The sequence below is a fragment of the Synechococcus sp. R55.3 genome, from assembly GCF_047461975.1.
Classification (GTDB): domain Bacteria; phylum Cyanobacteriota; class Cyanobacteriia; order Thermostichales; family Thermostichaceae; genus Thermostichus.
The window spans coordinates 1-12,658 of the sequence record NZ_JANSIG010000086.1; the positions used below are offsets into that span (position 1 = coordinate 1).

A 12,658-nucleotide genomic window follows, 5' to 3' on the forward strand; every position below is an offset into this window, starting at 1 on the left:
GGTAGTAATCCGTACTGAACATATTATACATTATTTTCAGTATAGTTGAGCTTATTATTGACTAGAGTCATGCTCCCCAAGTTCTGGCTGCCCATACCTGTCTGTTGTTTGTAACCTATGAGTCAGATGTCTGCCCGGTCGGGATCTTACTGGCGCGCAACCCTGACGCGGTGGTTCCCACAGCCTCTGGATCGCTGGGTGGCCGGGATCACCCTCTGCAACCTGGCCATCGGGGCGATCCTGGTGGTGTTGGGCAACCACACAGCTCCTTACGTGCGGGACTTTAACTGGCAACAGCAACGGGTGGGGGCGCAAGAAGTGCAGATGGTGCTCACCTTCAACCGCCCGATGGATCCCGTCAGTGTTGAAGAGCATTTGGAGATCCAGCCCCCTCTGCCAGGCCGAATGCGCAAGCTGGGTCGCCGCTTTTTTTGGACGCTGACAGAACCAGCCCCTTACGGCCAGACCTACCGGGTGCGCCTGCAGGCAGCCGTGGATGAACGGGGCCAGCCCATGGCCCAGCCCTTTGAGGGGGAATTCCGCACGCCGGATCGGCAGTTGCTGGGGATCAGCACCGAACCTGCCCAGCGAGGGCGAATGTTTCTGTTCAACCTGGAGACGGGATCCACTACCCTGCTGACTCCGGCTGGGCTCAAGGTAACCCAAATGCAGCCCAGTGCCGATGGCCGCTTCGTGTACTATTTCGCCACGGCTACCCACCCACAGCACCAGGATCTGTACCGACTGGATCTGGAGGATCAGTCTTCGCAGTTGCTGCTGGATCATCAGGGTTACCAAAACCTGCGCTTCCAAGTCTCGCCGACGGGGGAACTGGTGGTGGCAGAGCGGATCCCGCTGCAACGGGATCCCATGGCTGCCGTCCAGACGGAGCTGTGGATCCAGAAAACGAGCCGGGATCCCTTTGAACGTCTAGAGCTGGATACGGCGGTGGGGGGAGATTTTTTCATTAGCCCCGATGAGAGCAGCCTGCTCATCTCGCAGGGACAGGGGGTGGGGATCGTACCCTTGCATCCACGGGCGGCAGCGGAGAGCTTTCTAGCCCAGTTCGGCCAAACCTTAGCCATCCGCCCCGATGGGGCTTTCGGGGCTTTGCTGCGCTTCAATCCCGACTACACCCGCAGCCTCTCCATCGTCAGCAATACCGGCAACAGCGAGGAGATTTTGAGAACCCAGGGATCCATCCTGAAAGGGGCTTTTTCCCCTCGGGCGCCCATCTTCTACGCCTTGGTCAGTGAGGTCTCTCACGTTAGCGGTGCGGAGCATGATTCTGTTGGCGAGGTCGCGATGGACTCCCCCAGCTACACCGAGTCGCCCCGCCTGCTGGCGATAACGCTCGGCACTGAAGCAGGCAACGCCATAGAGGTGGTTCGAGCCACCTATCCCGTCGATCTGGACTTCAGCATTTCCCCGGATGGACGCATGCTGGCCTACACGCTCTTGGAACCGTTCCCAGGGATCCCGGATCCCTCGGCTCCCCTTAGCCGTAGCGGGCAAGCCATCATGGCCTCGCAAGTGTGGTTGGTGGATTTGCAGGACGGGCTGCCCATTCCTGATGGACAAAGTGGTTCGCACCGCTGGCGGGAACGCCGCCTACCGCTGGGCAGCAGCGCCCTAGCCTGGATCCCTTAGGGCGAGAAAGCCACTTGGAGAACAAACCTGCCTAGAATCAAGACAGGGTGTGCGAGGAGAGGTGATATGCGGCTCATTGACGAGCAGGGGCGGCTTTTGGGAAAAGTCAGCCTCTTGGATCTGGGAGCTCTGGCAATTGTGGTGGTGGCCATTGTTGCCGTCTTGTTCTTTCCGGGTCGGCAGGCGGGCAGTGTCGTCCAGGTGGGAGGTGGCCCCACGCTGCCGGTGGAAGTGGACATGATTGTGCGCGGGGTCAGCAGCCGCTCTATGGAACCTTTTCAGGCGGGGCAGAAGGCTGACCTGATCATCCGCAACCAGCCCTACGGCCAGGTGGAGGTGGTGCGAGTGGAAAATGTCAGCCGCACGGTGCCAGTGGTTTTCCCCGATGGGCGGGTGCAGAACTTGCCCGATCCCGAAGCCTATCGCCTCGATCTGGTGTTTACCTTGCGAGGGCGCGGCCAGCGGACGGAGAATGGCATCGTCCTGGGCAACAATCGCGTCAAAATCGGTGTTCCCCTAGAGCTAGAGACCTTTGGCTACAACTTGCGCGGCACCGTGATGGACGTGCGGCTGCCGCAATCGTAGAGGATGTCAACCCCAATGCAGCTACAGGAGATTGCCCAAAAGTTGGGATGTGCCTACGAGGGGGATCCCACCCTGGAAATTCACAGCGTGGCCAGCCTGGCGGAGGCTCGCCCAGGGGAGCTGAGCTTTCTCAGCGAGGCCCGCTACCTACCTCTCTTGGAGCAAACCCAGGCCAGCGCCGTCATCGTGGAGGAAGGGCTGGCTTTGCCCTGTTCCATTGCCTGCTTGCGGGGCAGGGATCCCCGTCTGCTCTTTGCCCAGGCCATTGAGCTGTTTTACCAGCCCTACCGCCTACCGGTGGGGATCCATCCTACAGCGGTGGTGGATGCCAGCGTCCAACTGGGGGAAGGGGTGGCCATCGGGCCGCACGCGGTGGTGATGGAAGGGGTGAGGATCGGCGACCACACCCAAATTCATCCCAATGTCACGATTTATCCCCACGTGCGGATTGGATCCCGGTGTCAGCTTTTCGCCAACTGCGTTATTCACGAGCGCACGGAGATTGGGGATGATTGCCTCATCCACAGCGGCGCTGTCATTGGCGACGACGGCTTTGGGCACATTCCCCTGGCGGATGGCTCCTGGCGGCGCATGCTCCAAGCGGGACGGGTGGTGCTAGAGGATAACGTAGATGTGGGCAGCAACACCACCATCGATCGGGCTGCTGTTGGGGAAACCCGCATTGGCCGGGGCACCAAGATCGACAATCTGGTGCAAATTGGCCACGGCGTGCGCACCGGATCCCACTGCCTGATCGTGGCTCAGGTGGGCATTGCCGGCAGTACCCAATTGGGCCACCATGTCATTTTGGCCGGGCAATGTGGCTTGGCCGGGCATCTTCACATCGGCGATGGCGTGCGTGTGGCCGCCCAAACAGGTGTAACCAGCGATATCCCCGCCGGTCAAACGGTGGCAGGCTACCCCCATCAACCCATTTCCGAATGGCGCAAGAGCATGGCAGTCCAACGGCATTTGCCCGAGCTGCAACGTACCTTGCGCAAGCTGGAAGCCCGTGTGGCCAAGCTAGAACAGAGCAGGGAATCATGAGAGACGGCAAAAGATGCGGATCCACATAAGTCTCCCGCCTTGTCCTGTCGGCCCTAGCTCTGCTCCAGCAACGACCGCAAAGTGTTCAGGTACTCGTTGATGTTGCGCCGGTTGCCGCCGAAATCATATTCCCCAACACGGCCTTCGGAAGTAATGTGTAGACGAGTATGGCCAGGATCCCCTTCTATTGGCGACAGCGAAACCGTTAGATCGTCCACGAACTTAAAAAAGTTGGTGCGGGAGATCCCCTTCACTTCCATCGCCTCAGCATCCACAGAGACCAGTTCCCCCCGCTTCCAAACTTGAAAGGCTTGCTCAGCCGCTTTTAACACCTGGTCTGGGCTAGCTGCAATCACAACTTCCTGTTGGGCGCGATTGTAGGGGGATCCACCCAGGGTGGCCGCTTGTAAGGTGGGGATCCCACTCGCCAAGCCGAAAAGCAGCACCGCTATCACCACCAAAAGTTTCCAGAAAGACATGCGGACAAAAGGAGAAGTTTACATCTCTTATTATGCCTTTCAGTTAGTAGAACGCTCCTGTTATCACCCTGTCAGCCTGAAGCAGAGCACCTGCCGGCGGTTCTATCGATGGGTTAGCCTACAGCTAATTCACTTGCCCCGAGTGCAAAAATGCTGGCCCAAGAAAAACTCCAAGAGAAAGCCGAGGAAAAGATTACTCCCCTCACCCGCCAGCAACTGGCGGAGCTCATGCCCTCGGCCCAGGGGCTGCTCAGCGATGAACCCGAAATGGAACACTCCCTGCATGCCCTGCAGCTTTTGATTCTGGTCAGCTGCCTCGCCCGCCTCTGGCAAGACCGCAACGACTACTTCCTCGCCTGGAACCTCACCGTCTACTACAGCCGAGAGCAACTCAAAAATAAAGACTTCCGCGGGCCAGATCTGTTTTTGGTCAAAGGGGTAGAAAACCGCCCCCGCCCTTCTTGGGTGGTGTGGGAAGAAGGTGGCAAATACCCGGACTTGATCATCGAGCTGCTTTCGGAATCGACTGCCAAAGTGGATCGGGGTGAGAAGCGGGAGCTTTACGAAAGGATTTTCAGGACACCGGAGTACTTTTACTATTCTCCGGAGACGCAGGAGTTTATGGGTTTGCGACTGAGGGGGGAGAAGTACGAGGAGATTGAGCCAACGGAGCAGGGCTGGCGCTGGAGCGAGATGCTGGAGCTGTATCTGGGGATCCATAACCAACAACTGCGCTACTTTTTCCCCAATGGGGAGCTGGTGCCTACTCCTGAAGAAGCTGAGAGAATCGAGCGCCAACGTGCTGAGCAAGAGCGACAGCGAGCAGAGCGCCTGGCCCAGAAGCTGCGGGAGCTGGGGGTGGATCCCGATACCTTGTAAGGGAGAGAGGAGAACTGGCAATGACTAACCCGAACCCAATTACTGAGGTGCTGGATCCGGTTTATCTACCCGAGTTGCCCCCCACCCAAGACGAGCTCCCCTACGACGACAGCGAACCTATGGAAAGCTGGCGGCACAGGTGCCAGATGGACTTGCTCATCTCCACTACCCAAACCTGGTTGCAGCAGCGCCCTGATGGCTTTGTCGGTGGCAATATGTTTCTCTACTACAGCTTGGAGCAGACCAGCGGCCGCAATTTCAAAGGGCCGGATTATTTTGTGGTGTTGGGCGTGCCTAAAGGCGAGCGCAAAAGCTGGGTGATTTGGGAGCAGGGCAAAGGGCCGGACGTGGTGATTGAGCTTCTTTCTCCCAGCACTGCCCAGGAGGATAAAACAAGCAAAAAGCAACTTTATGAGCAGATTATCCGGGTGCCGGAGTACTTTTGGTTTGACCCGTTTGATCCAGAAGACTGGGCGGGGTTTCGGCTGAGGGGCGACCGCTATGAGCCAATTCAAGAGGATGCCGAGGGTTGCTTGCCGAGCGAGGTTTTGGGATTGTACCTAGTGAAGTGGGAGGGCAGGTTTCGGGACATCGAGGCCACCTGGATTCGCTGGGCCACTGCTGCTGGGGAACTGGTACCCACCGAGGCCGAACTGGAGCGGCAAAGGGCTGAGCTGGCTGAACGGCGAGCGGAGCGCCTAGCCCAGAAGCTGCGGGAACTGGGGGTGGATCCGGGTACATTAAGCTAGAGCAAACGTCAGGGATCCCTCTCCATGCAGCGCCAAGACCTCGCACAGGATCTTGCCTTAGAACTGGAGCAAACCCAGAGTCTCACCCAGCTATTGGACTGGGCCTTAGCTCGTCTCCCTGCCCAACAGATCTTCTGCCAGATTGGCTGGGAAGAGTCCGCAGCTATTCTGCAGGCAATGCTTCGCTATACTGAAAAGCTGGCGGTGATTCTGCGGGATCCTCTGCAGAACTCATCCGAAAAGCCAATTAGCACGGAAGATATCCAAACTCAAATTTCTCAATTGGGATTAGAAGAACGGGTTCTACTTTTGGAAGGTTCTGTTCCTGCCCTTCTAGCAGATCTATGGCACTGGTTCCCAGAGACCCAGATTGGCGTTTGTTTCTGGACTGAACTCACGGACTACCGTACCTGTCTGCTTCAGTCTTTGCTACTGCGGGATTACTTGGCCGACTCAGCCCTATACTTGGTCAACCATTGCCGCTACGGAGCCATAGCCCAAGCCAACCTAGATTTGATGGGGATAGATCCCAGTTTTCATCTGCAGAAGGTTTTGCCCAATCTAGGCCAAGGGATCCATCTCCTCACTTGGGATCCCCAGCACAAAGGGTTAACCGAGCAGGATCTCGCTCACATCCAAGCAATTGGCCCTGGATCACTGCTGGCAGCTAACCCGGTATTCCTGACTTTTACCCAGCCGGATCCCTCAGAACCCAACCGGTTTTACCCCTGTAAATACATCAAGCTGGATAACTTCCTGCCTCAAGAGCTCAACCAAGCCATTCTCCAACATGCCATTACCCACCAAGACAAGTTTATCCCTTCCAAGAGCTACAGCAAGAGCAACACCGAGGCAGAGTCACTAAAATTTCGCCGCTCCCTGAGGCTGGACTTCGCTTACTTTCAGGAGCATGGATCCCTGCTGCGAGAAAAAATTGCGGCTGTTGCTCCCCAGATTTTTGCTGAGCTAGGCATTGAGAACTTTGACATTCAAATCTTTGAGATGGAGATGATTGCCAGCCATGATGGCTGCTTCTTTACCGCCCACACCGATAACTCCTACCCACAAACTGCCTTCCGCCAGGTGAGCTGCGTATATTACTTCCACAAAGAGCCAAAGCCTTATCGAGGAGGTGAGCTGCGCATCTACGATACCCAAAGGCAAAAACCTCATCCACCAATCCTGCACGGGGCATACGATGAGGTAACCCCTACAAATAACAGCATCGTCTTCTTCTCCAGCAGTTGCCTACATGAGATCCTGCCGGTATTTAGCCCTAGCCAAGCCTTTGCCGATAGCCGCTTCACTATCAATACTTGGCTAGGAGCCAAGCAATTCACCTAAAGGCTTGCAGCTCCACCATGGCCAGAGTTTGCATAATTACCACTGTTCGGGATCCAGGCGTGTGCTTGGAGTCGTTCATTCGCTATCACCTTGCCCTTGGAATTGCCCATATTTATATCTTCTTTGACGATCCAGAGGATCCCGCTATTCAGGTGGCACTTCAGTTTTCCGATGTAACGGCTATTCCCAACGATGAAGCTTTGCAAGTCCAACAAGCATTGGGGAATGTTCTCTATCCAAAATATGGCCCTCATACTGGCTATGAGGTCATGGCTCGCCAGATCCTTAACGTAGAAACTGCTATACAACTTGCCCTGGATCAGGGCATGGACTGGATTCTTCATATTGATGGAGATGAGCTTTTTTATCCTGGCCAGATGATGGCTTTGGATTGGTTTGATCAAGTAAGCGACGATATATTCCAGGTTACGTTCCTAAACCACGAAGCAGCTCCCGAAGCGTTTGAGATCGAAGACTACTTCCGCGAGGTCACTTTATTTAAGAGAAACCCTGCTATTTTGGATCCCGGATTCTATACCCAGTTTCAGAAGATCTCTAGTAAGAGTCAATACTTTTTAGCTTATCAAAATGGAAAGTCAGCAGCTCGGATCCATCCCTCTCTTCTGCCTAACAGCGTACATAGCTTTGATATTCCAGGGGATCATACTCTAGTAACGTCGTCTCCCTCTATTTTGCACTACTTGAACTGCGGATTCCAGAACTACTATAAAAAATACGCCCAACTGGGAAACTTTCCCGACTACTGGTGGCGCTCCAAGTCTAATCCTATTCGGGTTCCCTTTCACTTGGCCTCACGGGACGCTTATTGCTCAGGAGATAGAACTTCCATGGAAGCTCTTTATCAAGAGTTCATACTTTACAGCAGTCCTGAAACCAACCAGAACCTCATCGAAAAGGGTATTCTTACTCGCATCTCCTACCCATCACAGTTACTGTCCTCGCTCTAGTTCACTGGTTTAGCCTAGAGCCCTTGCCTACTCTTGAGGGAGACTGGAGCAACTGAAATAAAAAAGCTCCCCACAGGGAGCCACGGAGTACATAAAGTAGAGATAGAAAAGATAGAAAAGATAGAAACTAGTCAAAGACGTTGCAGCTCTTACCAACAAAGGTAGACAGAGAAGTCACAACTGTCTCCTGTGATCCCAGCCCAATGGTGCACTGAATAGATTGACCAGAAGCGTTAACGTAGCGGCTTGCACCCGAGACAGCAGTGGTGTCCCAGCGCATCCCCTGAGGCGCAGTACTAGTAACATTGCTGGCCGCTGGTGTTTGGTAATTGGGGGCGCTCCAGGGATCATTCATAAACTTATCGCCCCTAGCGCCGCAGGAATCAGCCCCATTAGTGGTAGGACATCCGAACTCAATTCTGGCGTATTTTTCCGGGTACACGCCAACATCTAGGCGATAGACTTCAGAACCACGACCCACTGCCGTGAGAGCTGCTTGAGCTTCAGCAGTGCGGGAGCGGCGCACTTGGTTTAAGAACTGCGGGATTGCCACTGCAGACAGCACACCCACAATTACAATCACCACCAACAGCTCAATCAGGGTGAAGCCCTTGGCTTTGGAGAGAATTTGCTGAGCCAGTTTGGCCCGCAACAGAGACTGACGAGACTTTGCGCTCATGAGTACCAGATCCTTTAGCAAACTAGAGAGTTAACTGTGCAGCTCACCTGCTAGTGCTAACTTACCCCGCTCAAGGGCGACTCATAACAGCCTGCTCCCTGGCGCAATTGCGGATTTTTGCCAGATGAGCCTGACACAGGTCAGTGGTTTAGCTGAGCCGGCCTCAGCATGGCAGATTAAGACTAGCACTCTTCCTTCAACCTATGAACCCTACGCTGCAAGCCCGGATCCTAGAAGCCAAGCAACTGCTTCAGCAGTCTCCCGATACCTTTGCGGAGTGGTTGGTTGCTTTTTACCGAGAGCAAGACGCAAAGGATTGGCAGGAGTTCCTGTGGGGTTTCTTTGATCTCTCCCCATCTTCATTGGCCAATGAGCCAGCCTTCCCCTCTGAGCCAGAGGCAATTACCCTATCGGCGCTGGAGCAGGCCTTGGCTGCTGGCCAGCTGAGCCTTGCTTACCAGCTCTACACGCCTCTGGTGAGAACAGGGATCCTGTCCCAGGAGAAAGTCTTGGATTTGTTACTATCCCTCGCAGGCCGTCTAGAAAATAGCCCCACGCAGGATCCACAGCAGCGTCTTCAGGCTTGTCTAAAGCTGCGGGAGATGGCCTTTGAGCTGGATCCAAGCCGGCGGGACAATGCCCAAGTTTTGCTGATGCGGGCCCTGCAAGCTCAGGATGAGCTGGCAGTTGGCTTTTATGGGCAAGCCCTACTGGAGAGCCTAGGCGGCGAGAAGAGCCTCGATATTACTCAGGAGCCACTCCTTACTGAATTGCTCGCGCGGCTATGGGACGATGGCTACCTGAGCTTGTTTTTTGAGGTGGCCACAACTTTACAAGTCTTTCTTCCGGAGGAACAAAGATCTGGATTTGCTGCTTTGCTGGCCCAGCTAGCCAATGCGGTGGATCCCGAGCAGGCGAAGCGCTATGAAGGTTTGTGGACGATAGAGGACTTAATCGGTGACTTTTTTCAGAGGGCAGCCCGCGCCTTCTTCCAGAACTCTACCAGTGATGGCTATTCCATTTTAGGAGAAGCTCTCATCACGGCGGCCGAGAGCTCACAGGTGCAAGAGAACTTTACTCTTCGTCTATCCCTTCTATCAGAATCGCTGGAAAAGTTGATCCATGCTGCCCAGCCAGAACGGATAAACCTTGTTATTCAAAAAATTATAGACTTGATTTTGTCAAGGGAAACTAACTTAGAGTCCTTAAAAATTGATGACGAAAACCTACTTGAGAGCTTAACAATTTCCAAATCCATTATATTTCGAGTTTGCTTTTGTTGGAGTTATCTAACTGACGATCGCTCTCTGATTCGTCATTACCAACAAATTGGTGGTAGAATCTTTAACGACTGCCTAAGCTTAATGGCTTCTCAGCGAGACTTTCTTTGGTCGGAATATTGGCAGAAGAATCAGCAAGATTACTGCAGATCCGGTAGAGCTGAGCGCAAGTTGCGAGTGGGCTTTTTGGGTAGCTGCTTTCATCGGCACTCGGTTGGCTTTCTCAGTGAGGCTACTCTCAGGAACCTATCTCGCGATCTTCTGGACGTTGTCTACTACTACTACCAGGGGTGGAAAAATGAAGATATAGCCAGTCATGACAATATGTATCAAAAGTTTCGCTCTCACGAAAATCTCCATTTTCGCTTTTTTCCAGGAGAAACCAAGCCGCCTCAAGTAGCTGCTCAAGCGCGTGAGGATCGCATCGATATCATGGTTTTTATGGACTCCCTTACCAGTCACGATGCCAGCATCGTAGCAGCTTTGCGGGCCGCTCCTATCCAAATTGGTTGGCTTGGCGGAGATGCTGTCGGTTTGCCAGAATTTGATTACTTTTTCGCCGATCCCTATATCCTTCCTGAAGATGCACAGGCCGATTACCATGAAAAAATTATCCGCTTGCCTAGCTACTGTGCTGTGGACTATCTGGACGTCCTGCCCGCTGATAAGATAGATTTCAGAGCTAAGCTGAGAATCGATCCGCAAGATATTGTTCTTCTAACTGCGGCCAGTGCCTACAAGCGCACCCCTGAATGCATTGATGCTCACCTGCAGATTCTAAAAGCCGTACCTAACGGTATCCTAATTGTCAAAGGCTCAGGGGAAATTGCCACAGTTATCAGGCGTTACCAGGAAAGAGCTAAGGAATTGGATGTTTTGGATCGCGTCCGTTTTCTAGCTCAAGCAAGCAGCGTGGAAGAGCACCGGGGCCAACTAGCTTTGGTGGATCTTGTTCTCGATACCTTTCCCTACACAGGTGCAACCCACACTATGGAAGCTCTCTACATGGGTGTGCCAGTTCTTACCTTAGTAGGTCGCCATTACTACGGCCGAATGAGCTACAGTCTGCTAAAAAATATCGGTCTTGAAGATTGTATCACTTGGTCAGTAGAAGAGTTTATCCAACGTGGGATCCAACTGGGCCATGATCCAAAGTGGATTAACCAGATCAAGAGGAATATCAGGGATTCCCGTCGTTGGTCAGTAATTTGGGATCCAAGAGAACATGCTCGCAGCATGGAAGCTGCCTTCTTCCATATTCTAGAAGGTAAATCCCACGAAACTTATACGTTTCACCCCAACGACTTGTACTCAACTCCAGATGAATGGAACCAAGCTGGGATCGAGCTCATTCGATCCCTAAGTGCTGATGCTTCAGTCTCAACACGTCAATCTGCTTGGGAAGAGGCACTATCCCTGTGGCGAAGAAGTTTGGCTAAGGATCCCCGCCATGTTCCCTGCTGGCTAAATCGAATACATGCTCTACTGGTACTGGGCGATCGTCCTCGCGCCTTTGAAGATGCCTACGCTCTACTAGAATTTCTGTGCACAGAAGCGGCAGGTTTACGTCCTTCCAAAGCGATAGATCTCCCCATCTGGGTTGAAAGCGAAGTTTCTGCCCGCCCAAATGCTTACACGAAACACAGTTACCTCTATTATTTAGCCAGATGGATAGCTACTCATATTGGGGTCGTATACAGCCCAGAAGCCATGCGATTTTGGAACCTAACTTATTCGGTAGATCCAGATGATGAACAAGCAGCTCTGGCGGTAGCGATTGAGCTTCTCTCGCAGAAAAAGATAGAAGGGCTAATACCAATTAACCATATACTTAGCCTTGATCCAACTCATCGCCAAGCATGCCTGGTCAAGGAAATTGCACTGTGGGAGGTTGTGTCTCAAGTGCAAACAGCCTCTTTCCCTGCGCAGCCCGATCTCTATTTTGACTATGAAAATTGCAGACTCTCCCTCGAGCCTTCGTTCTCGAGTGTTGTCACCCGCGTCCTACTTACTCAAGGAGAATGGTTTGAGGACGAGATTAGCTTCTGCAAGCACTTTTTAAGACCAGGGATGAACGTAATCGATGTAGGGGCAAATGTTGGGGTATACACTTTCCTTGCTGCACATCGGGTAGGCCCTACGGGTAGTGTAATCGCAATTGAGCCCACGGCTTCTTGTCTTCAGTGTATGCGAAAGACAATAAGTGCCAGCTCCCTAGAGGATGTTGTCTTCCTCATAGAAGCCGCCGCTGGGGATCATGAAGGCACTGTTCAGTTACAAGAAGAAAGAGCTAGTGTATTCAACTCTATCGGCGATTCAAAGCAAAGGCCGGAACAAGTATCGAATGATGGAAAGGTTGTAAATCTCATTACTCTGAACTCTGTCTGGCGCTCGAGAGGTGAACCCCAGATTGATCTCATCAAGATTGATGCAGAAGGTGCAGAAGAGCAGGTTGTCTCCGGTGGGCTAGAATTACTTGCCGCCGGCCACCCTATCATTATTTTCGAGAACAAACATGTCTCCAAGGTTACCGGAACTGCTACAGCTAAAATACTGGAGCCTTTAGGCTATGAGTTTTATACGTACAATCGTTTCCTGAATAAGCTAACTAGGGTCAGACCTCAGCAATACCCAGTTTCTGCTCTAAACATTATTGCGATTCATCCTTCAGATCTGGAAAAAGTTGCAGACATGATATCGGTTTAGAAAGTTGGATCCGAATTTTGCTCTTTTGCTTGTGTTGAGCAAGGAGCTTTCCAGGGCTGGGTGGTTTCTGTTGTACGAGCAAGTCATTCAACTTTTCTGGGGAACAGAGCTTGCAGTGGGGGTGGGCAATCGTAAGTAGACAGCTCATGCCAAGAAGTCCAACTGACGTTAGACACTGCAGGCGCCGCGAGCAAGCCAATTTGAGCAAATTCAACTAACCGGAAGAGCGTAGCAATTGCATCAGCTGCTGGGGCGTCATCTGCTCGTAGGGCTCGAAAGGCTGGTGGATCCA

Annotated in this window: 10 protein-coding genes; 8 read left to right on the plus strand and 2 right to left on the minus strand. The window is 53.0% G+C overall.

The window, feature by feature from the left end; translation table 11 throughout:
* Positions 1–126: 126 nt before the first annotated feature.
* The 3 genes from NW849_RS11835 (at position 127) to lpxD (ending at position 3,282) form a co-directional block, all read left to right on the plus strand.
* Entirely contained in the window at positions 127–1,650 is a 1,524-nt protein-coding gene (locus tag NW849_RS11835; RefSeq protein ID WP_414357806.1) for a hypothetical protein, read from the plus strand.
* Between the two features lie 66 nt (positions 1,651–1,716).
* Positions 1,717–2,235: a DUF4330 domain-containing protein gene (locus tag NW849_RS11840; RefSeq protein WP_414342569.1), complete on the plus strand. Its 519-nt coding sequence runs from the start codon at positions 1,717–1,719 to the stop codon at positions 2,233–2,235.
* Positions 2,236–2,250: 15 nt separating this feature from the next.
* Positions 2,251–3,282: a UDP-3-O-(3-hydroxymyristoyl)glucosamine N-acyltransferase gene (gene lpxD / locus NW849_RS11845; protein WP_414357815.1), complete on the plus strand. Its 1,032-nt coding sequence runs from the start codon at positions 2,251–2,253 to the stop codon at positions 3,280–3,282.
* Between the two features lie 53 nt (positions 3,283–3,335).
* Here the strand turns inward: lpxD and NW849_RS11850 are convergent, their stop codons facing one another.
* Positions 3,336–3,761, minus strand: a complete 426-nt coding sequence (locus tag NW849_RS11850; protein ID WP_414342567.1) for a DUF1499 domain-containing protein — start codon at positions 3,759–3,761, stop codon at positions 3,336–3,338.
* A gap of 192 nt (positions 3,762–3,953) precedes the next feature.
* Between NW849_RS11850 and NW849_RS11855 the strand changes: the two genes are divergently transcribed.
* The 4 genes from NW849_RS11855 to NW849_RS11870 are packed head-to-tail and all read left to right on the plus strand — an operon-like array spanning position 3,954 to position 7,701.
* Positions 3,954–4,640, plus strand: coding sequence for a Uma2 family endonuclease (locus NW849_RS11855; RefSeq protein WP_414342578.1), 687 nt, complete (start codon positions 3,954–3,956; stop codon positions 4,638–4,640).
* A gap of 20 nt (positions 4,641–4,660) precedes the next feature.
* Positions 4,661–5,389: a Uma2 family endonuclease gene (locus NW849_RS11860; RefSeq protein ID WP_414357807.1), complete on the plus strand. Its 729-nt coding sequence runs from the start codon at positions 4,661–4,663 to the stop codon at positions 5,387–5,389.
* 24 nt (positions 5,390–5,413) lie between these two features.
* Positions 5,414–6,733, plus strand: coding sequence for a 2OG-Fe(II) oxygenase (locus NW849_RS11865; RefSeq protein ID WP_414357808.1), 1,320 nt, complete (start codon positions 5,414–5,416; stop codon positions 6,731–6,733).
* A gap of 17 nt (positions 6,734–6,750) precedes the next feature.
* Positions 6,751–7,701 carry a glycosyltransferase family 2 protein gene (locus tag NW849_RS11870; protein WP_414357810.1) on the plus strand — a complete coding sequence of 317 codons (951 nt, stop codon included), beginning with the start codon at positions 6,751–6,753 and terminating at the stop codon, positions 7,699–7,701.
* A 127-nt stretch (positions 7,702–7,828) separates the two neighbouring features.
* On the opposite strand, the gene NW849_RS11875 is transcribed toward NW849_RS11870, so the two are convergent.
* Positions 7,829–8,380: a type IV pilin protein gene (locus tag NW849_RS11875; RefSeq protein WP_414357811.1), complete on the minus strand. Its 552-nt coding sequence runs from the start codon at positions 8,378–8,380 to the stop codon at positions 7,829–7,831.
* A 203-nt stretch (positions 8,381–8,583) separates the two neighbouring features.
* Between NW849_RS11875 and NW849_RS11880 the strand changes: the two genes are divergently transcribed.
* On the plus strand, positions 8,584–12,366 hold the full coding sequence (locus NW849_RS11880; protein ID WP_414357813.1) for an FkbM family methyltransferase: 3,783 nt from the start codon (positions 8,584–8,586) through the stop codon (positions 12,364–12,366).
* Positions 12,367–12,658: the final 292 nt, after the last annotated feature.